Here is a 23,032-nt window from a genome sequence, read left to right on the forward strand (position 1 = left end):
GACACTCAAAACCGCAGGCAGACACTCCCCCCCAGCCGACGCTCCCCCCCAGCCGACGCTCAAACCCGCAGGCAGACGCTCAAACTCGCAAATCACCGCTCATTTCCGCCGACTGCCTCTTAAGCCGCTCAATCCCGCAACCTGACCGATCACTCGTCGGCCGACTCGCCCTTCCGATACCGGATCGGCGAGACGCCGACCGCCTTCTTGAAGGCGGTGCTGAAATAGTGCTGCGACTCGTAGCCGACGGCTTCCGCGATTTCCGCGATGCTTCGGCTCGTGGAACTCAGCAGCTGCACCGCTTTGGAGATGCGGATCTGCGTCAGCAGCGCGACGAACGTCGTGCCGAGCTCCTGCTTGAACAATCGGCTCAAGTAAACGGAGGAAACGCCGATCGCCTTCGCCGTATTATCCAGCGATAACCGCGGATCGTCGAAATGATCGCGCAAATACTGCCTCGCCCGCCGGACGAGCGGCGACACGGCAGCCTCTTTGTAGACGCCTCCACGCGCATTGCGGTAGGCCGGGGAGACGCCTTCGAACCCGCCCTCGATTTGTTCGGCATGCGCCACAACCTGAAGCTGCAAATACTTGCCCACCGACTGTTCGACTTTCCCGAACAGAGAGACGTCCCTGGAATCCCAGACGATGCAACATATAAAGCCGAGCGAGTCGCGGAACAGCACGTTCGGGCAAGGATGCACCAGCTCTTCTGCGATATTCTCGATCCCGAACAGAAGCAGCTGCCGGTCGCGCTCGGTTCGAACCGATTGGCCCAGGTCGACCTCGGGCCAGCGGATGATGCCGAACATGGAAGGCGCCCGGTCCGGCAATTCGAGAAAGCGGAGCTGCTCGGCCACTTCCTCCACTCCGATTGCGTCTTCGATCCACTCGTTGCAAAACCGCTCCCGCAGAAGCGGAATGTTTTTGCGGATTTGGCGCGACGCCAGCTCCAGATGCTTCTCCTGCCTCACAGCCTCCTCGAGCTGCCGGCCGATTCTCCGCAGCACTTCGTTCAGATGGGCCGGATTGGCCGGCTTCAGAATGTACTCGTCCACGCCGTAATGAACGGCTTGCTGCGCGTAACCGAATTCGTCGTGGCCGCTCACGATTACGATGCGGCAGCCGGGAAGCTTCTCTCTCACTTCCCGAATCAGCGTCATCCCGTTCATGATCGGCATGTTCAAATCGACGAGCATGACGTCGACATCATGCGCCAAAGCCTTCTCCAGCGCTTCCTCGCCGTCCTCCGCTTCCGCCGCGACGGCCATATCGAGGGCCCCCCAGTCAACCGCATCCCGAATCCCCTCGCGGATGATGGGCTCGTCGTCTGCGATCAGCACTTTCCAGCGTCCATTTTGTCGATCCAACGGTCAACCCTCCTCTCCGGATATGGCGTACGTCAGCGAGACCGTCGTTCCGATCCCCGGTTCGCTTTCGATTGTCATGGAGCAGCCTTCCTCTCCGTAAGTCAGCCTCATTCTCGCTTCCACGTTGACCAGCCCGTACCCTGACCCGGCGGCCGCCGAATCCGATTGAACGTACCGCCGCGCCAGCATTTCCCGCATCCGCTCCAGCTTCTCCCGGTCCATTCCCGCCCCGTCGTCGGTGACGGTCAACCGGACCCGGTCTTCGTCCTTTTCGCCCTTGACGGTAACTCTGCCCGGGCCTCGCCGTTCCTTGATACCATGGTAAATCGCGTTTTCCACGATCGGCTGCAAAATGACCTTGAGCACGGGCATATGGGCGATTTCCGGGTCGAGATCGAGCGAATACTTCAGCTTGTCCTTGTAGCGGAGCTTCTGGATTTGCAAGTAACTTCGAATATGGTCGAATTCCTCCGCGAGCGGAACGAACTCGTTTCCTTTGCTGAGCCCGATCCGGAAAAGCTTCGAAAGCGCCTCCACCATTTCCGCCACGTCCTCGGCTCCCTGCTTGCGGGCCATCCAATGAATCGTATCGAGCGTGTTATACAGAAAATGCGGCTTGATCTGCGCCTGCAGAATCCGCAGCTCCGCTTCACGCTTCTGCCGTTCCTGCTTCTCCGTCAGCTGCAGCAAATCGCTGATTTTGGACAGCATGCTGTTGTAGCTCCGCCCGAGCATCCCGATCTCGTCCATCGCGTCTCCCCAATAGCGGGTCGTCAAATCCCCCGATTCCGCCCGGTGCATGAACGCCATCAGCCGGTATATCGGACGGGATATGCTGTGCGACAAGGCAAACGACGCCGTAATGCCGAGGAGGCAAACGATGAAGACGAACGTTCCCACGTACAAGCGGATTTGCCGCACTTCCGGCGCCGCTTCCGCGGTGGAGAAGACGCCGATCGTCGACCAGTTGGTGAAAGCCGATTTGAGAAAGATAAATTGCAGCTTCCGGCCGCCTACCGTTTCCACGAAATCGCCGGAAGTCTGTCCCTTGAGCCACGTGAGCGGAATCGACTGGAACCCCAGCTGCTTCGGGACGTAAATCGGCTCGCCCCTCTCGTCCATCACCATGAGCAGACCCGTTTTGCCAAGCCTTACGTCTTGAGCCGTCTCCACGATCACCCGCAGCTTCAGGTCGATGAGCACGACGCCCATCACCTTCTGGGTTTCCGGATCGACGACCGCGCGCACCGCCGACACTACCTCGCTGTCCTTATAGTTCGCGTGGGTCGTAACGCTGCGGCCGACAGGATGTCCGATCATCTTGAAAATGCCTTTGCCCGCCACGCCTTCCTGATACCAGGTTTCCAGCGTCAAATCTTGCGATGATCGGGCATACATGTCGTTGCTCAAATAATCGCCCCTGGAGTTGACGACCATCATGCCGGCGATTTCCGTCTGCAGCGTCGGAAAGGAGCGCATGAACGCCAAAGCGTCGTCCCGCGCTTGCCTGTCCAGCCGGTCCTCGTACAGAAACTTGCGGATTTGCGGATTGGAAGAGAGAAGGTACGTCGTGTTTTGAACGTTTCCGACGTAAAATTCCAGCGTCCTGTTTACTTTGGCAATCAATTGCTGCGTATTGTCGTTCATCTGCCGATCGATGATCCGGTTGACGACCCAATCGGTCATCACGCCAAGCGCAAGACAGGGCAGAATCGTAATGAGCAGAAAATGGACGAGCAGCTTATAGCGGATCGGCAAGTTGCCCGGCAACAATCGGCGGAGAAAAGACGCTTTCGCCGCTCTGGCCTCGTTCGGATGCATCGAAGTTCCCCCTCCGCGTTCAGCTTATTTTGCGTAATAATTATCGACGTTGGCCCGGGTCACGACCGTAACTCCCGTATCGATATACGGCGGCAGCGGAGCGGCTCCGCCCGCGGCTTCGCTGTTCGGCTGCACGATCTTATGGCGGAGGTGGAACAGCTCCATCAACGCCCAATAGCCCATGTTCCACGTTCCTTGCGCGAGCGTGGCGTTGATCGTCCCGTCCTTCACCATGTCGAGCGTGCCCTTGTCCGTGTCGAAGCCGATGATGACTTTGCGTCCCGCAAGTCCCTTGTCCTTCAAGGCTTGGCCAATGCCGACACCGCCGTTCGCCTGCGTGGCGAAGAAGCCGTCCAAATCCGGAAAGCGGTCCAACAAGCTGTCCGCCACGAGGCCCGAAACCGTCACGTCCCCTTTGCCATCCGCCACTTCTGCGACCGTAAGGCCGGGAAACTCCTTGCTCAGCGTCTCCAGGAACCCATTCGTCCGCTCGATATGGTTGAGCTGGTTCGGCTGCGTCACGACCGCGACTTTTCCTTTGCCGGCAAGCAGCCGGCCCATCTCGCGTGCCGCCGTCGCCCCCGCCTTGTAATTATCCGTCCCGAGAAAAGAATAGGCCTTGCTGCCGGGGGCGCCGGAATCGAACAGCACGATCGGAATGCCGGCGCGCACCGCCTTGTCGATCGTGACGTTCAGGGCTTCGGGGTTGATCGCCGTTACGGCGATTCCGGCAGGCTTCTTCGCGATGACCTGCTCGAGCACCGTGATTTCCTCGTTCGCGTCGTATTGGGTGGCGCCTCGGAATTCGACGGATACGTTAAGTCCTTGCGCGGCGTCCTCGAACCCCTTCATGATCGGCCTCCAATAGTCGAGCCCCGATTGGAACGTGACCATCACGTATTTCTCCTCGATGTCTCCGGCAAGCCCGATCGGGCTTTCGTTCCAATCGTCGCCCTTGCCGTCGCGAATACCGTAATACCAAATGAACAACAGGAAAGAAACCGTACACAGTCCGTACACGATGAGCGGCAGTCTTTTTTTCAACGGAATCCCACCTGTCGGCTTTTTAATTTCATCATAGAAAAGGCGCAGGGCCGAGTCTTTTCACCATTCTGCACATTTTTTTCGATTTTTTAACTTCAAGCGGCCGGATTATCGGTCGACAGACCGGCACCCGTCAATGGGCGGGAGCATATTATGATAGGACCGCAACCGGGATTCACCATCTCGACCACAAGGAGTACCAAGGCATGAATCGTGTCGTATTATCTTATCCGCTGAGCGTGAATACGCCCGTTTACAAAGACAACCCGCCTGTCAGAATATGGCCGCAAACCCTCATCGAAAACGGCAGCCCGTATAACCAGTATGTCATCCAAACGATCAACCACAACGGGACGCACATCGACGCACCTCGGCATTTTAACCCGCAAGGCAAAACACTGAGCGAAATCCCGCTCGACTACTTTGTCTTCAACCGGGTCTCGGTAATCGATGTCCCCAAAAGAGAGGATGAATTGATCACGGCCGCGGACTTGATGCCATGGGCGGACCGGATCGCCGGCAGCGACCTGCTGCTGATCCGCACCGGCTTCGGCAGAATCCGCGGCTCGGATCCGCTTCGGTACGGCAACCGCAACCCGGGCTTCGCCGCGTCCGCTGCCAGATTTCTGATGGCCTTCGATTCCCTGCGGGCGATAGGGGTGGATTTCATCTCGGCCGCGGCCGCGCAAAAACCGGAAGAAGGGATCCTGTTCCATCAAATCATGCTCGGCAAAGGCCGGAAGGACGGCCGCTTCATTCTGATCATGGAAGATCTGAATTTAAATCGGGATCTGTCGCAAATCCGCACCGTCTACGCGGTGCCCTGGTTCATCGAGGGCGTTGACAGCAGTCAAGCGACGATTTTCGGTGAAAAAAGATAAGCGGCCGACAAGCGGCCGCGCGTGAATGCTTCGGTTGCGGTCAGAAGAACATGTGGCCTGCGGTCTATCTCTTCGCTTGGCGAAGAGAGCTCACGTTCATCCGATCCGGAAAAACCGTTCGAGCTGCTCGGCGACGGCTTGTTTGCCGTTCTCGACAACCGTTTGGCGCTGCGGTTTGTCGAACAGCTGCCGGATTTCGTCCGGAAATGTCTGCCGGATGCCGGTCAAGCCGATCGCTTCATCGAATTTGGACGGGTGAGCGGTCGCCATCGAGATGCAGACATCCTCCCCGCCGCAGGCTTCGTAAGCCGCGATCCCGCAAGCCGAATGCGGATCGATTAAATAATCGTAACGGTCCTTGCAGGCTTGTATCGTTCGCAGGCATCGTTCCCCGTTCACGCTGTAAGCCGCGAAATCCCGGCCGATTTGCTCCCTCTCCCCTTCGGAAAACACCAGCCTGCCTTCGGCGCGGAAACGCTCCATCCGCCGAGCCGTCTCCAGCGGATCGCTACCGCAGAGGAAATACAGGTAACGCTCGAAGTTGCTCGCGATTTGAATATCCATCGAAGGGCTGTAGGTCATGCGGAATTGGTCCGGCTGATAGACGCCTTCACGGACGAACCGCTCCAGGATGTTGTTCTCGTTGGTCGCCAAGATCAGCTTGCGGATCGGCAGCCCCATCCGTTTGGCCAAATATCCGGAGAAGATGTTGCCGAAATTGCCGGTCGGGACGCTGAAGCTGACGCCTTGCTCCCGCTGCCGCTCCGGCAAGCGGAAATAAGCGTAGAAATAGTAGACCGTCTGCGCCAAAATCCGCACGAAATTGATGGAATTGACGGCGCGGAGATGGTACTTCGCCTTAAAGCCGATGTCCGCAAACAGCTCCTTGATGATTTGCTGGCAATCGTCGAAATTGCCCCGCACGGACAAATTGAGGACGTTGTCGTCTTGAACCGTCGTCATCTGCAGCTCCTGAACGCGGCTCACCTTGCCGTGCGGATGCAGAATGCAAATGCGGATGCCGTCCTTGGAACGGACGCCGCTGATCGCCGCCGCTCCCGTATCGCCGGAGGTCGCCCCTAGAATGTGGATCACTTGGTTTTTCTTTTGAGCCGCGTAGGCGTACAGATTGCCCATAAACTGCAGGGCGACATCCTTGAAGGCGAATGTCGGCCCGTGGAAGAGCTCCAAGAGATAGAGCGATTCGTCCAATCGAATGACGGGCGCCACCTCCGGACTCCGGAATCCGGCGTAGCTCTCCCGGATCAGCTGTTTCAAATCCTCGTCAGGGATTTCGCCGTTCGTATAAAGCGAGAAAATGGCGAACATCAACTCCGGATACGACAGATCCTTCCATTCCTCCAGCGTTTGCCCGGATATCTCCGGAATCGTTTCCGGGATCATCAGGCCGCCGTCGTTGCCGAGCCCCATCAAAAAAGTGTCGATAAATCCGCTGCTGCCAACTTGTCCGCGGGTGCTGATAAAGTTCATCTCGTTCTCCTTTTTGCCTCATTTGTTCTTATTGTGAAGAGATCATGGGCCGGTTTCAAGACTTTTTTTGCACGAGGGACACCCTTGGGCTGCTTGAGCCGGCATGTGGTAATATTTCCCGGACAAGCGGGCAATCTAACACGGACGGATAGGCGGACCGGGAAGGAGGCAGTTGGCTCATGGGACTCCACAGGATGATCCAGCGAATGTTGAAGAGAACGTCCCCGTCTTTGGAACCGCAACACAGGCCGGCAAAGCACGGTATTTCGCTTCAACCCGATCTGTCCGGCAATCTAGAGGCCATTCGGTCCTCCTGCGGAAACAGCCCCGATCTCGTGATCCGCGAAATCGAACTCCCGGACGGCGGCGAACGGAAATTCGCCGTGATTTACGTCGACGGGCTGACGGATGCCAAGTCGATCAACCACTTTATCCTGGATCCCTTGTTGCTTGCAATCCGGGATCTCCCGCAAGAGCTTGCGGCGGAACCGAACGCGGATCTATTGCAGCGGTTGGCGCGCTCCGTCCTTCCCGTCGGGCAGATCCTCGAGGTGTCGGAGATGACGCCGCTTCTGCAGGGCCTCTTGTTCGGCCAGGCGGCAATCATGGCCGACGGATCCTCCCGGGTCATTCTGATCGGCATGAAAGGCGGAGAGGACCGCGGCGTACAGGAGCCCTCCGCTCAGACCGTCATTCGGGGACCGAAAGAAGGCTTTACCGAGGATCTGTCGACCAACATCGCCCTGGTCCGGCGCAAAATCCGAGATCCGCGGCTATGGTTGGAAGAGTTTCGGATCGGCCGGATGACCCACACGAGAATTACGGTGATGTACCTGAAGGGCACGGCCAAAGAGGAAGTCATCCAAGAGGTCAGATCCCGGCTCGAACGCATCCGCATCGACGGCATCCTGGAAAGCGGGTACATCGAAGAGCTGATTCAAGACAGAACGTTTACTCCGTTTCCGACCATGTTTCACTCCGAGAGACCGGACGTTATCGCGGCTGGCCTGCTGGAAGGGCGGATCGCCATCCTCGTGGACGGGACGCCGTTCGTCCTGCTCGTCCCCGCCTTGTTCCCGCAATTTTTCCAAGCCGCCGAGGACTATTACCAACGTTCCGATATCGCGACGTTTTTGCGGATTCTCCGCTACATCTCCTTTTTCATCGCCCTGCTGGGCCCGTCCCTGTACATCGCGATTACGACTTTCCATCATGAGATGCTTCCTCCGCCTCTGCTCATCAGCCTCATCGCTCAGCGCGGAAGGGTACCCTTTCCGGCTTTCATTGAAGCGCTGATGATGGAAGTGACGTTCGAGCTGCTGCGCGAAGCCGGGGTACGGCTTCCCCGAGCGGTCGGACAAGCGGTGTCGATCGTCGGTGCCCTTGTTATCGGACAAGCGGCCGTGGAAGCGGGGATCATTTCGGCGGCGATGGTCATCGTCGTGGCGATCACCGCGATCTCGAGCTTCGTGATTCCCGCTTACAACATGGGGATTGCGGTTCGGATGCTGCGTTTCGGATTGATGGGACTGGCCGCCTCCTTCGGCCTGTACGGGATGATCGTCGGTTTGATTCTCATTATCCAGCACCTGTGCGGACTGCGTTCGTTCGGCGTTCCCTACATGACGCCGTTCAGCCCCGTCTCCCTGTCGGATCAGAAGGACACGATCGCGCGTGCCCCTCTATGGGGATTGTTCTCGCGCCCTCGATTCTTGTCCCCTCAAAATCCCGACCGGGAGGACACCCCGCCTACGTGAATTATGGGCGGTAATCGACCGCTCCGTTCGAGGAGGTCTCTATGTACAAAGCGATCCGGCTGACCCTCGTCTGGGCCCTCGCGGCCGCATTCCTCTCCGGGTGCTGGAACCGCCGCGAGCTGAACGAAATTGCGGTTACCACCACCATTGGGCTCGATCGGCTAAACGACGGCAACATCCTGCTCTCCGACCAGCTCCTGTATGCCCCCGCGATTTCCCCGATCGGCGGAGGAGGCGGAGGCGATCGGGCCCCCGTCACCCTGTTATCGGAAACGGGGGAAGGCATACAGCTCGCCGCTCGCAAAATGACGATGAAGGTCTCGAAAAAAATTTACGTCGGCCAGCTGCAAATCCTCGTGCTCGGAGAGAAGCTGGCCCGATCCGGCGTTGCCGACGTCCTTGATCATATCGCGAGAGACCACGAATACCGCAGGGATTTCTTCGTGATCGTCGCCAAGGGCATGACCGCCAATGAAGTACTGCGCATATTCACGCCGCTTGAGAGCATTCCGGCCAACAAGCTGCGCGATTCGCTGGATTCGTCTTCGAAAGCTTGGGGCGCCAGCGGCGCGATTCAAATCGGCGAGTTCCTGTCTGCCTTGACGGCCAAAGGGCAAGATCCGGTCTTGTCCGGAGTTACGATCCAGGGAAATCCGGAGGAAGGCAGCGAGAAAGAGAGCGTAGCACGGATTCAAGTGAGGTCGGAGCTTGCGTATACCGGTTACGCCGTCTTCAAAAAGGATAGACTGTTGGGATGGTTGAACCAGCGCGAGAGCAAAGGGGTCAACTACGTCAGGGGTAAGATAAAAAGCACCTCCGTCAGCGTTCCTTGCCCGGAGGGAAAACACACGATAACGGTCGAGCTGTTGAACACGAAGGCCAAGATGAAGCCGAAGCTGGTAAACGGAGAACCCGCCGTCAACGTGAAGATAAGCGCCGAGGCGAGCATCGCCGACGCGCAATGCAACATCGACATGTCCAACCCGGCAACGATCAATGCGATCGAGAAGCTGGTTAACGAAGAGATTCGGGATACCGTCAAGGATGCGGTGAAAACCGCGCAGACCGATTACAAGGCCGATATTTTCGGTTTCGGCTCCGCCTTTGCCCGCTCCAAACCGAAATACTGGAGCGGCGTGGAGAAGAAATGGTCCGAAGCCTTTCCGGAAATAAGGGTTCAAGTATCCGTTTCGACCAAAATCCGGGAAATCTTCAAAACGAAAAGATCATTGATCAGGCAAATGAGGGAGTAACCGCCATGTCATGGGGTACGATCGGCGTGCTCGTTCTGGGGGCCGTTATCGGGCTCGTCGAAGCCCCCGGTCTCTTCCGCAGAAAAAAGACCAAAGAACTCTGGATGTTCTTGGTGCTGCTTGCAGCGGCAATCGCCTCCAATCTTGCGGCAGGTCTGCCCGAGGACCTTCCCACTCCGCTGGACGCGCTCAAAGCCGTCTTCGAACCCATCGGGAAGTTCGTCCTGAGGCACTAACGAAACGGGGTACCTTGCATGCCGGACAACGGAAAAATCGAACCTGCCCAATTCCGCAAATTGGTTATGTTTTTCATTCTCGGTCGGGCGATCCTGATCACCCCGACGTTCCTCGCCGAACAAGCCAAGCAGGACGCCTGGATTTCCGCGGCCGCCGGTCTGCTTTTCGGCGTGTTGATCGTATTGCTGCTTCGCAAGATGGGGACGCGGTTTCCCGAAAGCACTCTACCGCAATACAGCCAGGGGATTCTTGGGCGCTGGGCGGGCAGCGCCGTCGCTTTCCTGTTTTTCCTTCACGCCCTCCTTCTCTGTTCGCTCACCACGCGTTCGCTCAGCGTCTTCATGGCCTCCACGATGATGCCCGAGACGCCGATTCAATGGATCATAGGACTGTATTTGTTCATTGCCGCGGTCGGCGCGCGCAAAGGAATCGAAAACATCGGAAAAACCGCGGATGTCTTCTACCCGCTGGTCGTCGCCCTCTTTATCATTTTCGTGGTCTTCGTGACCCCGCAGATCGAAGCGGAAAAACTGCAGCCCGTCTTGGCCAAAGGAATGGCACCGGTCCTGTCGGGAGCCTACCAGGTGGCGGGTTTTCCGTATATGAACCTGGTTTTGCTGCTGCCGATCTTTCCGTTCGTCTCCGATTCCAGGCAGGCGGCGAAATCGTTTTTGCAGGGTACGCTGCTGGGCGGCGGCAGTCTCTGCATTCTCACGCTGCTGTGCGTAGCGGTATTGGGAGGCCCGGAGACCGCAAACGAGCTGTTCCCGACCTACGAGATGGCGAAAACGATCGAAATCGGCATGTTCGTTCAACGCGTAGAAGCGATTATGGCGCTGATGTGGTTCATCACGATCTATTTCCAGGTGGTCATCTGCTTCTATGTCGCGATTACGATTTTGGCGCAAATCTTTCGATTGACCGACTACCGCCCGCTTGTTTTCCCGATGGCTTTCCTGTTGACGGCGTTCGCGCAGTTGATCGCTCCCAGCATCAGTTATCTCATCGATTTCTCAAGATCGACGTGGTCCAGTTATACGCTGACTTACGGCTTGCTGATCCTGGTATTGCTGGCGTTGGCAGCCGTCCGGCGCGGCAGCGGCCGCCGTTCCGGCGAAGCATCGCCTTCGTGACATCCGATTAGCCCCTGCCGTCACGAAGCTTCCTCCGGCGGCGTCAGCACGATTTTCCCTTCCACGAGCTCCACCTTCACCTTGTTCTTGTCCTTCACGCCGATCGATTCGAGGTAACTGGCGGGCACCTGCAGCCGTCCGGCCTTGTCGAGCACGGCGTATTCGACGTGGGAATCCTCCTCCGAAGGGGCGATTCCCCGCTCCAGCTCGGCCAGCTCTTCCGCATAGGAGCGCCGCCTCAGCATCTCCGAGGAAATTTTTCCGTCGCGGATGGCGACCACCCGGTCGACCTTCTTGGCGAGGTGCGGATCGTGCGTGACGATGACGATCGTAATGCCGATCGTCCGGTTCAGCTCGCGGAACAAGTCGAGGATCTGGTCCGACATCTTGGAGTCGACCGAGCCTGTCGGCTCGTCGGCAAGCAGCAGCTTGGGCTGGTTGGCGAGCGCGATCGCGATGGCCACTCGCTGCTGTTCGCCGCCGGACAGCTGGTGCAGCTTATTGTTCTTGCGGTGCGTGAGCCCAACCGCCTCGAGCAGCTCTAGAGCGCGCATCCGCTTCCGGCGCCCCTGCAGCAGGATCGGCAGCTCCACGTTCTCGAGCGCCGTCAAATAAGGGATCAAATTGCGCGCGTTATTCTGCCAGACGAACCCGACGGTTTCCCGTTTGTAGCGCACGAGATCCGACTCCGACATTTTCAGCATGTTGCGTCCGTCGACCGTCAGCGATCCCGCCGAGGGCCGGTCAAGCCCGCCCAGCATATTGAGCAGCGTGGACTTGCCGCTCCCGCTGTTTCCGATGATCGCCATCAGTTCGCCGGTTTCCACGTGCAGGTCCAATCCTTGAAGGGCGAAAACCTCGAGGTCCGCCGCTTTGTAAATTTTGACCAAGCCTTCGCAATGGATCACGCCCATCAGTCCTCCCCGAGCTTAATCGCTTGATGGATTCGAATGCGGGACAGCATGTACGTCAGAATGCCGATGCCCAGCAGCAGCATGAACCCGACCGTGGAATAGAGCCGCACGAAATCGAGCGGGTCGAACACCACCTGGAACGGCGGCACCAGGCTGCTCGGATTGAAGGCGATCTGGAAATTCGGCACGTACAGCCGGCTCGCGAGATTGCCCACCGTGACCCCGATCAGGATCGCGACTCCCGAGGTGAGAAGCTGCTCCAGCGCGAGCATCGCGACCAGCTGCCGGAGCGACAGGCCGACCGCGCGCAAAATCCCGTTCTGCAGCGTCCTTCCCTTCAGCGACAAAATCCAGTACAGCAGAAATCCGACGAAGCTGACCAGGATCGAAATGATAAAGCCGAGCGTCAGCACTCCGTTCAGCGCCATCAGGAACGGGTCGTTCTTCGCTTTCACCAGATCCGCCCTCGTGTTCAGGATGCTCGTCACGCTCAGGCCGGAGTTCTCGATCGCCTTGTACAATTCCTCGGTAGACGCCCCCGGCTTCAGCTTCAGCCATACCTGGTACGGCTCGAGCCCCAGCTGCAATTGGATGCGCGAGAGGTGGCCGACGATCAGCATCGGGGCATTCCGCTCGGTCTCCTTGTCGGACGCATCCACCGAGCCCAGCGGAGGATTCGGGTTGAACGTCGGAAAATAATCGATGATTCCGTACACGATGAAGGGCTGCTTGTCGGTCTCGCCCCATCCCGCGAATATCGTGTCCCCCGACTTCACGTTCCGCTGCTCCGCCAGCGTACGGGAGATGAGCACCGCCCGCGAATCGGAGGCGATCAAGTTCAGGTATTCGTAGAACGGATACGCGTTCAAACCTTCCGGGAACCAGGCGGTGCGACCGAAATCGTCGGTGTCGATGCCGATCAGGGTGGCGGAGCCGGTCGCCTCGCCCGAGCTGAACGAAGCGTCCCGTTTCACGAACACCTTCGCCGCGGATTCGACGCCCGGCAGCTTCGGGTACGGATCGAAAGGCGGCTCCAAATAGTGGATGGGGCCTTTCTGCACGGCGGATGCGGTTGGCGCTGCCCCCGGAGGACCGACAGGCGTTTCCGGCGGCTTGTCGTTCGGCCATTCGGATTGCAGCACGAACTCGGCGCCGTTGCCGTAGCGGATCCGGTCCTCCGTATTGCCGTTCAGCGTCCGGGCGGCGCCCGCGCTGAACACGCCGATCGCGATCGTCATGATGAGGAACACCATCAGGAACTGGTATTGGCTATTGGACCGCCCGACTTGAATGAGGGTGGCGTACAGGGAAGGAGGCCACCATTTGCGTCCGAGCCAATAGATAAGCCGCAGCACGAACGGGTATAGCCGCAGCAGCAGCAAGCCCGTTCCGAGCACGAACAGCGCGGGGACGACGAACTGCAGCGGATCGATCCGCAAAGAATCGGCATCCAGTCCGAGATTTTGGATGTCCTTCAGCTTGGTACGGAAAGTAAATAAGCCATAGATGGCAACCCCCAGGGCGAGGATGTCCAGGAAAGCTTTGTGCCACAGCGGGAGTTTCACGAAGCGGGCCAGCTGCTGCTTGTGCCCGACGATGGACACCCGGGTCGCCAGCAGGACGGGAACCATCGTCATGAGGAAAGAGACGACAGCCGCCAGCCCCCCGTAGAGATAAGCCTCCCGGTTCAGGTGGACGGGCATCCGCGCCCGCTGCACGAACTCCAGGAACCCGTTCGACGCGCCCAGCACGTTGGTCAGGGCAAGGCCGATGGGCGGCCCAAGCGCGTACGCGACCCCGCACAGCAGCAAGCTTTCGGCCGCGAACGACAGGACGATCTGCCAACGGGCGGCCCCGCGGCTTCGCAAGACGGCGATCTCGTTCTTCTGCCTCTCCGTGATCAAATTCGAAACCATGAACATGTAGAACCCGAGCATGATCAGAACGGGCACGTTTAACGACCACATCAACGTCCTCAGCTTCTTCGCCCGGTCGAAATACTGCTCGATCGTCTTCAGAGCCGGCACTCGGTAATCCGATTGATAACGTCCCGCCGCGGCGGTCAGCGTGTTCCGGATCTGCTTGTCGGTATCGAGGAAATTCTGGATCCCGCGCAGCTCGAGCTTCGCGTAATCCATCACGAAATACCAGCCGGCGGAGGCGATCGGGACTTTGCCTTGATCTATGATTTCCGATTGGAACAGCTTATCGCCCATGACGAATGTGTTGCTCAGCTCGGACAGGCTCGCATCCCGGAAGTAAGGGTCGTCGTCCTCCTTCTTTTCGAAGACGCCGACCGGTTTGATTTTCACGGTTCCCTTGATTTTCGGATCTTCCAGAACGAGCACCGTGTCCAGCACCAGCTTATAGTATCCAAGCGCCCGGTCCGTGACGAGCACCTCGTAGACGCCGTCCGCGGGTCGATCTTCCGGCATCCGTCCGTCGATGAGCCGGATATGGCCCGCAAGGCCGCTGAACATCCTCAGCGTCGTGCTCGGTTTGTTCTTGCTCGTATTGCGAGCCTTCTCCTCGAACGTGAACAGGACGGACTTCGTGCGGCGTTCCCTGACGAGCTCTTTCACCGGGATGCCGAATCCGGGGGCGGCGTCCCTGTCCATATAACCGTCGATGCGGGCCAGAATTTCCCGGCGCTTCCCTTCCGTCTGATCATAGAAATTGAGCACGGACCAGTGCGTCCCCGGATAGATGCCGGATTCGGTCTGATACGTCTCCAAATCCTTGACCAGCATCCGGGACAGGATCGCCTCGGAATAAATCGGCATCGTGCTGACGAGCGCCACGGTCATCAGCATGCCGAAGAAAAGGCTCGACACGAGCCACCGGTTTTGCGCCATTTTGCGGATGATCATGACGAATAAGGCCACTGACAAGCCTCCCTGCAGTTCGATTGCGAATCGGGGACTCCTGCAGAATCGGGGACTATTGCAGGATGACGTCCTGGCCTTCTTCCACGCCTTGGACGATCTCGACGGTGGTGGAACCCGTCAGCCCCTGCTCGACGTCGAGTTCGCGGATCCGCTTTCCGTCCTCCAGAACCCGGACGAAATTCCGGCCGAGGTAAGACCTCAGGCCGCTTCTCGGAATGAGCAGCACGTTGTCCTTCTTCTGGGTGACGATCGCGACGTCGGCCATCGAGCCGATTTCGGCATCCTTCGGAAGATCCGGAATTTCGATGTACAGCGTTTTGCCGTACTTCTCCTGCAGATCCTTGTTCAGCGTCTGAGGGGCGGAGCTCGGCGTTTGCACGACTTTCCCGACAACCTTGGCATCCCGGACCGTTACTTCCGCGGACATGCCCACTTCGGCATCCCGGATGTCCGCCGCGTTCTCTACGCGCAGCGACACGCGAAGCTTCGTCGGGTCGGCCACGGTCACGAGCGTCTGGTAAGGCTCGACGAAATCGCCCTCCTTCAGGCTTTCCACGAAAATGACCTGACCGTCGATGTTCGAGCGGAGCTGCTTGCCACCCAACTGTTCCTTGAGGCGGTCGTATTTGATCTGCTCGATCTCGAGCTGGAGGGAAGCGATGCGGAGCTGGCCGCTGCCCGCGGCTTTGGCCTGGCGCAAGGCCAGCTTGGCTCTCTCCAGCGACAGTTCCTGCTCCTTGAGCTTCAGATCCAGGTCGTCCATGATCAGCTGCACCAGCACGTCGCCTTTCTTCACCTTATCCCCGGACTTGACGGCAATGCTCTGGAGCCGCCCGCCTTGTCCGGTGAACTGCGCGACGTAGGTCGAGACCGATTCCAGCGATCCGATTCCTTTGATCTGCTTGACGATCGTCCCTCTCTCCACCTTGACGGTGCGGTAGTTTTCCTGGGCGGGCTTCACCAGCGGGGGCTTCAGGGCGTTTTCTTCCTTGGGAAGCAGGGAACAGCCGGCCAAGGTTGCCGACAGTACGGCAAGCAGTGCCAACGCCGGCGGATGCTTAAAGCTGCGCGACAATTTGTCCATCCTCCAGTTCGTAGACTTGATCGACGATTTCCATAATAGCCGGATCGTGCGTCGTCAGAATGACCGTCATTCCCTGCTGCTGCACCAAATCCCGAAACACCTTGATGATATGCAGACCGGTCCGGCTGTCCAACTCGGCCGTCGGTTCGTCCGCGAGCAGCAGCTTGGGCCGGTGGGCGATGGCCCGGGCGATCGCCGTCCTCTGCTGCTCGCCTCCCGACATTTCGAACGGCCGGTGATGCATCCTCGGCCCCAGGCCGACTTGGTCCAAGGCGCGAATCGCGGCGTCTTTCCGTTCTTTCGCGGGGAAATCCGAAATCCGCAGGATGAATTCCACATTCTCGTAAGCGGACATGAGCGGAATGAGAGCGAAAGACTGGAATACGAGCCCCATCTCCTTCCGCCGGATTTCGTCCCTCTGCCGGTCGGAAAGCGCCGACATTTCCCGCCCCGCGAAATACACCTTGCCCTCCGTCGGGCGGTCGAGCGCGCCGAGCAGGTTGATCAGCGTCGTTTTGCCGGAGCCGGACCTGCCCTTGAAGGCGATCAGCCTGCCCGCGGGGATGGCGAGATCGACCCCTTTGAGCACCGTAACGGCCCCTTGGCCTTTGCCGAATGTCCGCTTGATCCCGGAAGCCCGGATGATGTCTTGCTCTCCAGTCGTCATCTTGCATCCTCCGATTGTGGATGGGAATAAAACCGGTTCGCGACCGATTTGCGTTCGACAAGCTCCGGCCGAACCCGGTCCAGGGTACCGGAACCCCCTTCGATCATTTCGACGAGACGTGTTGCCGCCATCGAGCAAATCGAAAGCCGGGCATGGCGAACGGTCGTAAGCGGCGGATTCAGGTAAGCCCCGTAGGCATCCCCGTCATATCCGATCACCGAGAAGTCACGGGGCACGAGGAGGCCAAGCTCGGCGAACCGCATGACGGCTCCTGCCGCCATCCGGTCGTTCGCGCAGAAAACGGCGGTGGGCCTTGCGCTTCCGGCCCGTTCCGCGATTCGTTCCGCGGCATTTGCTCCGCTCTCCCCGGAGAAGTCGCCTTGCAGGATCCATATGCCGGCCGGATCGATGCCGCCGGCCTTCAGCGCCTCCCGGAATCCGGCAAGCCGTTCGCGGCACACCCGTGACGGAGGACCGTCCACGTAGGCAAAGCTGCGGTGACCGCGTTCAAGCAAATACCGGCCGGCCATCCTCCCGCCTTCCGCATCGTCCGATACGACCGACGCGCAGCTTTCCCCGGTAACGCTTTCAAAATTCACGCAAGGCAGACGGATCGAAAGCGCTTCTTCCACAAGCGGATGGCCTTCTCCGAACGGATGGAGCAGAATGCAGCCTTCCAGTCCCCTCGATCCGGCATATTCCGCGAGCTTGCCCCGCGTATAGCCGACATAAGGGAGCGTGAACAGAATCGTATCCTTCCCGTACCTGCGCAATTCTTGCTGCATGCGGTTATAGAAATCCAAAAATCCGGAATGCTCGAATTCCTCCAAAATGGGCGCGAATAAGCCGGCCAATCCGCTTCCTTTGCCCACAAGCTGCTTTGCCCCCAGGTTCGGCACGTAACCGAGCGCCCGGGCCGCCTCGAGAACGCGCGCTTTCGTCGCGGCGCTGACGCCGTACATCCCGTTCAGCGCCCGGGAAACGGTACTTGGGGAAAGCTGCAGCCGAAGGGCGATGTCCTTGATCCCCACTTCGCCCAAGGGGTTTGATTTGATTGGATTCGCGATCTAAATCACCACTTTCGCACCGTTCTGCAAACGTTTGCGAAACCTATTTTTCAATTTACTGGTAAACTTGGAGCGTGTCAACCTCAGAAATTATAGCAAAAGCACGGATCCGAGGATCCGTGCTGACAGCGGCCATCATCTGGAGTTGCGGTAACGGTACAGCAAATAAATGAAAAACGGAGCGCCGACGCCGGCGGTAAATACCCCGACCGGAACGTCGTGCGGTAAAAAAGCGGTTCTGGCAACCAGGTCCGCCGCGACGACGATCCATCCGCCGATCAAGGCGGAAACGGGAAGCACGCCTCCGAAGGAGGGGCCGATCAGCTTACGGGTCATATGAGGCGCGATGAGGCCGACGAAGCTGATCCCGCCGCCCGCCGCAACCGCGCTGCCCGCCAGTGCCACGCTGATCAGCATCAAGACGAAGCGTTGGCGCTGCACCGCGCTTCCTACGCTTGTCGCGATGTCGTCGCCCAACTGAAGAACGTTCACGTTCCTCGCGCATACCATCGCCAGCGGCAGGAGAACGAGCGTCCAGGGAAGCATCGCCCATACCATTTCCCAGGGTGTCCCGTATACCGTGCCCGTCAGCCAGACATACGCTTGGCCGGCCGTTTGGATCGGGCTAAGGACCAGCATTGTTTTGACAGCGGATTGCAGCAGAAAGTTGACGCCGATCCCGATCAGGACGAGCCGGATGGGAGATACGCCTTTCTTCCAGGCTAACAGATAGATGATGAGAGACGTGATGCCGGCCCCGATCATGGCGGCGACCGGGAGCCAACCGATGCTCACCGTGCCCGCGAAATACGTAATGAAAGCGACCGCCGCGACGGACGCGCCGCCCGTGATTCCGATGATGTCCGGGGAAGCGAGCGGATTGCGGATCAGTCCCTGCAGGATGGCCCCGGCCGCCGCAAGGGAAGCCCCGACGAGAAACGCGGCGATTGTGCGCGGAAGCCTCAGCGTCTGCACGACCAGTTCGTGCTCTTCGGTTCCTTTTCCCAGTATCGCATTCACCGCGTCCAACGGCCGAATGTACATGTCGCCCATCCCCGTGCTGACCGCAATCGCGGCAACATTGCCGAGCAACAGAAGAAGCGCCCAAAACAACGTTTTCTTGTGAAACAAAAAGGAAACCGGCAGCTTGGCGACGCGGAGCGGAGTGTAATTCCTCAAGATTTCTCCAGCCCCCTCCGCGCAAGATAGATGAAGACAGGGATGCCGACGAATGCCGTCATGACGCCCACGGGAAGCTCTTCCGGCATGATGACGAACCGAGCCGCAATATCCGCGATCAGCAGCAGAATCGCGCCGAGCAAAGCGCTGAACGGGATGATCCAGCGGTAATCGGGGCCCGTGAAGAATCGCGCGACGTACGGAATGACCATCCCGATGAATCCGACGGGGCCCGCTACGGCCACGGAGCTCCCGGCCAACAGTCCGATCACGGCTCCGGCCAGGAGTTTGACGGCCAAGGTTCGTTGCCCCAGTCCCTGCGCCGTGTCTTCCCCCATCGTCAGAACGTTGAGATGCCTCGCCAGCAGCAAGGAGACGATCCAGCATCCCGCCATGAAGGGCCAAACTTCGGACAGCATCTCCATCGTGCGCCCCGCGACGGAGCCGGTCAGCCAGAACAGCACATCATTCAACCCTTGTTCGTTCAGTACGAGCATCCCTTGCGTAAAGGACGTGAACAATGCGCTGACGGCCGCTCCGGCCAGGATGATTTTCAGAGGCGTCAGCCCGTCGCGGCCGGCGGAGCCCAGCAAGTACACGACCGCCGCGCCGAACACGGCTCCCGCGAACGAAATCCACATCAGCTTCGCCAGGGAGGTCACGGACAACACGGTAACGGCGAATACGACGAAAAAAACCGCTCCGTAATTCACGCCCAACACGTTCGGCTCTGCGAGCGGGTTTCTCGTCACCGCCTGAATCAACGCCCCGGAGATGGCGAGGCTCGCCCCGACGGCCGCCGCGATCATCGTCCGGGGCGTCCGCGAGGTTTGTACGATCACTTGCTCATTCGAGCCCGTATCGTAATGAATAAAGGAATCGACGACGTCTTTCCAGCCGATATCCGTCGCTCCATAGGCGAGACTCGCAAACATGCAAATCAAGAGAAGCGCGAATCCGATCAGGAGTCCCAGACTTTTCGCCATAGAGCCCGGCAACATGTTTCCCATATATCCCTCTCCGCTTCCACGACGCGCAGAAGAATGAGCGTTCACGCCCATTCTTCTATGCGCTGCCTATTGACGATTCCTTGCGATCACAGGTCGAAGTAGAAGTACAGATCGTCCAGCATCATCATGGCCGAGGTCGCGCCGCCGGACATGTTCCAGGTGACGTCGTTCACCTTGTAGTACTTGCCGTTTTTGACGCCTTTCAAGTTGCTCCAGAGCGGATTGGACTGCCAATCCTGCTGCGACTTGAACGACTCCTCGTCGCTTCCCAAGTCGGACGTAATATCGAAGATGACGTCTCCGTCGAGCAGCGGGATCTGTTCCTTCGAGGTCACGCCGACGACGGTTTTGCCTTCAACCTGTTGCGCTTTCGGACGGGAGAGGCCCAGTTCCTGGAGAATCGTGCCCGCGTATCCGGTGACATAGAACCGCGCGGTTCCGTCCGGCTGGAATCGGATGATGGAAACTTCGGTTTTGAGTTTGCCGCCCATTTTCGATTTGAAATCCGCGACGCGCTTATTCCATTTCTCCAGGAACGCGATGGCGACATCCTCCTTGTTCAAGGCTTCCGCGGCCATTTGCATGTTCGTTTTCCAGCTGAACACGTCGGTCGTCATGATCGTGGGAGCGATTTTGGACAACTGGCCGTAGATCTTCTCATGACGCAGCTTGGAACCGATGATCAGGTCCGGTTTCAGCGCGACGATCGCTTCCATGTTCGGCTGATTCTCGTCCCCGAGGTTTCTGACGCCGCCCATGTCGGCTCTCAGATAGTGGTACCAAGGCTGCTGAACCCAGGATTCGACCGCTCCCGCCGGCTTCACGCCCAGCGTAAGCGAAATGTCGACCATCCCGTTAAACAGCACGACTACCTTTTTCGGAACCGCGTTCAACGTCGTCTGGCCCATTGCGTGGGTGATCGTTTTTTGGCTCGCCAACGTCGCCGTATTCGAAGAGGACGACCATTTCACCCACAGGCCGAGCGACTCGCCGAGGAACCGGAGCGGCACGAGCGTCGTATCGTTCTTCACGACGGGAACCGCGTCCAGCGTGACCGTTTGCCCGTTAACCGTCGCTTTGTTGCTCTTCAGCGTCAGGACGACGTTGGAAGTTCCCTTGGCAACCGTGATTTTCTTTGTCTTGTCATCCCATCCGACTTTCGCGCCGAGCTTCTCCGCGAGGACGCGGTAAGGAACCATCGTGCGCCCGTTGATCACTTGCGGCGCGACGCCGAACGAAATTTCTTTGCCGTCGAGCACGACTTTAACCGTTCCCGCAGCCGAAGCCGTCAGAGGAACGATGCCGAACGCGAGAATGAAGGATAACACGATTGCAGCCGAGCGAAACATGGATTTGAACATGGAACCGCAAACCGCCTTTCGGTTTATGTATGAAATTGATAATCATTATCATTTGTGATAATAAAATACGGCCCTCTTCCTGTCAAGCGTCAACCGTTCAATTGGTCGGAAAGCTGGCGGAATCCCTGATAAAGCTGATAATCCAGCTGCAGGAGGGCATCCATGTCGATCTTGTCCGAACCCGTCAATTCAGCCAGCTTAGCCATCTTCTCCCCCAGAAACGAGACCATGTCCGGCGCTAGCGTCTGGACGTCGGGTTTGACGGAGTCCCAATTTTTCGCCATTTCACCGGCAATGGACTGGACTTGGGCGGCGTCTTGATCCTCGGCTTTTTGCTTCAGGTCTTTCGCGAGCGATTTCAGTCCGGCGACGGCTTCCGCCGCCCGCGTCGCCCGATCGTCTTTCTTTTCCGGCGCTCCGCCCGCGCTTTTTTCCATGATCGAATCTTTTACCGCGCTGCTCGCCTCTTTATTTTCCACGGCTGCCTTCTCGGCAGCGCTCGTCGGCTTGGCTTCTTTCTCTTCTTTCTTCACTTCTTCGGCAGCCGGCTCCGAAACGGGTTGCTCCGCCGGTTGGGCCGGAGCCGTTGCCGTCGCCTGCGGTTCTTGCCCGGCGGGCTCCGCGTTTGCCGACTCCGTTTGTTCCGCAGCCGCCGGCGTCCGGGCCCCTGCTGCGATTTCGGCTTCGGACGGTTGATCGCCCGACGACGCGCCGCAACCGGATACGATGAGAGATCCGGCTAACATGCAAAGTCCGATAATGCGTTTCACTTCTCAATTCCTCCCTGCTTGACCTGTGCCATCGGCTGGTCATGGTTTCCAAGTCCCTATTCTATAGTCGGCGATTTCGTTTTTCAATCTTTTTTTTGAGAATGAATCTCATTGTCATTGACAGCTTGAGTTCCGAGCGCCTAAAATCCAATAAGAGGATTCCTCTCATACGTGATGAGGCAAGAAACGAACGGAAGGCGGGGTCGGCGCTTGAACGCGTTAGAAGCGAAAAGCTTGGGGTTGTCCTACGGAAGCCATCGGATATTCCAGGACTTGAACCTATCCGTTGAAACGGGGAAAATCACGGTGTTGATCGGAAGCAACGGCTGCGGAAAATCGACGTTGCTTCGTTCCATGGCCCGGCTGCTGAAGCCCGAGCAGGGCGCCATCCTCTTGGACGGCGGCGACATCGCCCGGCTGCCGACGAAAGAAGTCGCCAAACGGATGGCTCTGCTGCCGCAAGGACCAACCGCACCTGAAGGGCTGACGGTGCTGCAGCTTGTCAAGCAAGGACGCTACCCCTATCAAAGCTGGCTCCGGCAATGGTCCCGCGAAGACGAGAAGATGGTTCGCCGGGCCCTGGAAGTGACCGGCCTCTCCGAATGGGCCGAAAAGAGCGTCGATTCATTGTCCGGCGGGCAGCGGCAGCGGGCTTGGATCGCCATGACGCTGGCCCAGGATACGGACATGATTCTGCTCGACGAACCGACGACCTATCTCGACATGACGCACCAGCTCGAGGTGCTCGACCTGCTCTACGAACGGAACGAAAGAGACGGTCGGACGATCGTCATGGTCCTGCACGATATCAACTTGGCTTGCCGGTACGCGCATCGAATCGTAGCCATCAAAAACGGGCGCGTTTACGCTCAGGGAGCGCCGGAAGAGGTCGTAACGGCCGAGATGATCGAAGCGGTATTCGAAATGAAATGCCAAATGATCCTGGATCCCGTCTACGGCACCCCGCTCTGCATTCCTTACGGCAAAAGCAGATCCGGCGGGGAAGTTCCGGAGTCCGATCCCCTGTGGAAAGAGCTCGCTTGACGAACGGAACGATCGAACGCTTCCATTAGCGGGCACGTACGATTCTGTATTAAATTTCATA

Annotated in this window: 19 protein-coding genes; 6 read left to right on the forward strand and 13 right to left on the reverse strand. The window is 58.6% G+C overall.

From position 1 onward, the window contains the following. Nucleotides 1-149: 149 nt before the first annotated feature. The 3 genes from GE107_RS18110 to GE107_RS18120 are packed head-to-tail and all read right to left on the reverse strand — an operon-like array spanning nt 150 to nt 4,235. The gene (locus GE107_RS18110) at nt 150-1,370 is read right to left on the reverse strand and encodes a response regulator (RefSeq protein WP_219641403.1); all 1,221 of its coding nucleotides are present in this window, start codon (nt 1,368-1,370) and stop codon (nt 150-152) included. Nucleotides 1,371-1,373: 3 nt separating this feature from the next. After that, nucleotides 1,374-3,191: a cache domain-containing sensor histidine kinase gene (locus tag GE107_RS18115; RefSeq protein WP_219641404.1), complete on the reverse strand. Its 1,818-nt coding sequence runs from the start codon at nt 3,189-3,191 to the stop codon at nt 1,374-1,376. 24 nt (nt 3,192-3,215) lie between these two features. Continuing rightward, entirely contained in the window at nt 3,216-4,235 is a 1,020-nt protein-coding gene (locus tag GE107_RS18120; protein ID WP_219641405.1) for a substrate-binding domain-containing protein, read from the reverse strand. Nucleotides 4,236-4,441: 206 nt separating this feature from the next. Here GE107_RS18120 and GE107_RS18125 point away from each other — a divergent pair, with 206 nt between their 5' ends. After that, a complete protein-coding gene (locus tag GE107_RS18125; protein ID WP_219641406.1) occupies nt 4,442-5,116 on the forward strand; it encodes a cyclase family protein in 675 nt (224 codons plus the stop codon). A 96-nt stretch (nt 5,117-5,212) separates the two neighbouring features. Here the strand turns inward: GE107_RS18125 and thrC are convergent, their stop codons facing one another. Then, nucleotides 5,213-6,607 carry a threonine synthase gene (gene thrC / locus GE107_RS18130; protein ID WP_219641407.1) on the reverse strand — a complete coding sequence of 465 codons (1,395 nt, stop codon included), beginning with the start codon at nt 6,605-6,607 and terminating at the stop codon, nt 5,213-5,215. Nucleotides 6,608-6,813: 206 nt separating this feature from the next. On the opposite strand from thrC, the gene GE107_RS18135 reads away from it, so the two are divergent. The 4 genes from GE107_RS18135 to GE107_RS18150 are packed head-to-tail and all read left to right on the forward strand — an operon-like array spanning nt 6,814 to nt 10,987. Next, entirely contained in the window at nt 6,814-8,364 is a 1,551-nt protein-coding gene (locus tag GE107_RS18135) for a spore germination protein (protein WP_255570605.1), read from the forward strand. 41 nt (nt 8,365-8,405) lie between these two features. Beyond that, nucleotides 8,406-9,617, forward strand: coding sequence for a Ger(x)C family spore germination protein (locus tag GE107_RS18140; RefSeq protein ID WP_219641409.1), 1,212 nt, complete (start codon nt 8,406-8,408; stop codon nt 9,615-9,617). Between the two features lie 5 nt (nt 9,618-9,622). Then, entirely contained in the window at nt 9,623-9,853 is a 231-nt protein-coding gene (locus GE107_RS18145) for a hypothetical protein (RefSeq protein WP_219641410.1), read from the forward strand. 18 nt (nt 9,854-9,871) lie between these two features. After that, nucleotides 9,872-10,987: a GerAB/ArcD/ProY family transporter gene (locus GE107_RS18150; protein ID WP_219641411.1), complete on the forward strand. Its 1,116-nt coding sequence runs from the start codon at nt 9,872-9,874 to the stop codon at nt 10,985-10,987. 20 nt (nt 10,988-11,007) lie between these two features. On the opposite strand, the gene GE107_RS18155 is transcribed toward GE107_RS18150, so the two are convergent. From GE107_RS18155 to GE107_RS18190, 9 genes are all read right to left on the reverse strand, one after another. Further along, nucleotides 11,008-11,895 (reverse strand): ABC transporter ATP-binding protein, encoded by an 888-nt coding sequence (locus tag GE107_RS18155; protein WP_219641412.1) that lies wholly within the window; start codon nt 11,893-11,895, stop codon nt 11,008-11,010. Nucleotides 11,896-11,900: 5 nt separating this feature from the next. Beyond that, a complete protein-coding gene (locus GE107_RS18160) occupies nt 11,901-14,786 on the reverse strand; it encodes an ABC transporter permease (protein ID WP_370636451.1) in 2,886 nt (961 codons plus the stop codon). Nucleotides 14,787-14,841: 55 nt separating this feature from the next. Further along, a complete protein-coding gene (locus tag GE107_RS18165) occupies nt 14,842-15,873 on the reverse strand; it encodes an efflux RND transporter periplasmic adaptor subunit (protein WP_219641413.1) in 1,032 nt (343 codons plus the stop codon). Next, nucleotides 15,848-16,540, reverse strand: coding sequence for an ABC transporter ATP-binding protein (locus GE107_RS18170; RefSeq protein ID WP_219641414.1), 693 nt, complete (start codon nt 16,538-16,540; stop codon nt 15,848-15,850). The genes GE107_RS18165 and GE107_RS18170 overlap by 26 nt, the downstream gene beginning before the upstream one ends. Further along, nucleotides 16,537-17,571 carry a LacI family DNA-binding transcriptional regulator gene (locus GE107_RS18175; protein ID WP_219641415.1) on the reverse strand — a complete coding sequence of 345 codons (1,035 nt, stop codon included), beginning with the start codon at nt 17,569-17,571 and terminating at the stop codon, nt 16,537-16,539. Before GE107_RS18175 ends, GE107_RS18170 begins: the two co-directional genes overlap by 4 nt. A gap of 171 nt (nt 17,572-17,742) precedes the next feature. Then, entirely contained in the window at nt 17,743-18,786 is a 1,044-nt protein-coding gene (locus GE107_RS18180) for a FecCD family ABC transporter permease (RefSeq protein WP_255570608.1), read from the reverse strand. After that, a complete protein-coding gene (locus tag GE107_RS26675; RefSeq protein ID WP_255570609.1) occupies nt 18,783-19,796 on the reverse strand; it encodes a FecCD family ABC transporter permease in 1,014 nt (337 codons plus the stop codon). The genes GE107_RS18180 and GE107_RS26675 overlap by 4 nt, the downstream gene beginning before the upstream one ends. 86 nt (nt 19,797-19,882) lie before the next feature. After that, complete coding sequence (locus tag GE107_RS18185; RefSeq protein ID WP_219641417.1) at nt 19,883-21,157, reverse strand: stalk domain-containing protein; 1,275 nt, start codon at nt 21,155-21,157, stop codon at nt 19,883-19,885. Nucleotides 21,158-21,246: 89 nt separating this feature from the next. Beyond that, nucleotides 21,247-21,927 carry a hypothetical protein gene (locus GE107_RS18190; RefSeq protein WP_219641418.1) on the reverse strand — a complete coding sequence of 227 codons (681 nt, stop codon included), beginning with the start codon at nt 21,925-21,927 and terminating at the stop codon, nt 21,247-21,249. A 210-nt stretch (nt 21,928-22,137) separates the two neighbouring features. Between GE107_RS18190 and GE107_RS18195 the strand changes: the two genes are divergently transcribed. Then, a complete protein-coding gene (locus GE107_RS18195; RefSeq protein ID WP_219641419.1) occupies nt 22,138-22,971 on the forward strand; it encodes an ABC transporter ATP-binding protein in 834 nt (277 codons plus the stop codon). The last annotated feature ends 61 nt before the right edge of the window (nt 22,972-23,032 follow it).

It is taken from the genome of Cohnella sp. CFH 77786 (genome assembly GCF_019400745.1).
Taxonomy (GTDB): Bacteria; Bacillota; Bacilli; order Paenibacillales; family Paenibacillaceae; genus Cohnella.

Excerpts from the sequence above, each read along its gene's own strand:
- GE107_RS18115 (WP_219641404.1), bottom strand. The coding sequence starts at position 3,191 with ATGCATCCGAACGAGGCCAGAGCGGCGAAAGCGTCTTTTCTCCGCCGA.
- GE107_RS18125 (WP_219641406.1), top strand. The coding sequence starts at position 4,442 with ATGAATCGTGTCGTATTATCTTATCCGCTGAGCGTGAATACGCCCGTT.
- thrC (WP_219641407.1), bottom strand. The coding sequence starts at position 6,607 with ATGAACTTTATCAGCACCCGCGGACAAGTTGGCAGCAGCGGATTTATC.
- GE107_RS18135 (WP_255570605.1), top strand. The coding sequence starts at position 6,814 with ATGTTGAAGAGAACGTCCCCGTCTTTGGAACCGCAACACAGGCCGGCA.
- GE107_RS18140 (WP_219641409.1), top strand. The coding sequence starts at position 8,406 with ATGTACAAAGCGATCCGGCTGACCCTCGTCTGGGCCCTCGCGGCCGCA.
- GE107_RS18145 (WP_219641410.1), top strand. The coding sequence starts at position 9,623 with ATGTCATGGGGTACGATCGGCGTGCTCGTTCTGGGGGCCGTTATCGGG.
- GE107_RS18150 (WP_219641411.1), top strand. The coding sequence starts at position 9,872 with ATGCCGGACAACGGAAAAATCGAACCTGCCCAATTCCGCAAATTGGTT.
- GE107_RS18165 (WP_219641413.1), bottom strand. The coding sequence starts at position 15,873 with ATGGACAAATTGTCGCGCAGCTTTAAGCATCCGCCGGCGTTGGCACTG.
- GE107_RS18170 (WP_219641414.1), bottom strand. The coding sequence starts at position 16,540 with ATGACGACTGGAGAGCAAGACATCATCCGGGCTTCCGGGATCAAGCGG.
- GE107_RS26675 (WP_255570609.1), bottom strand. The coding sequence starts at position 19,796 with ATGGGAAACATGTTGCCGGGCTCTATGGCGAAAAGTCTGGGACTCCTG.
- GE107_RS18185 (WP_219641417.1), bottom strand. The coding sequence starts at position 21,157 with ATGTTCAAATCCATGTTTCGCTCGGCTGCAATCGTGTTATCCTTCATT.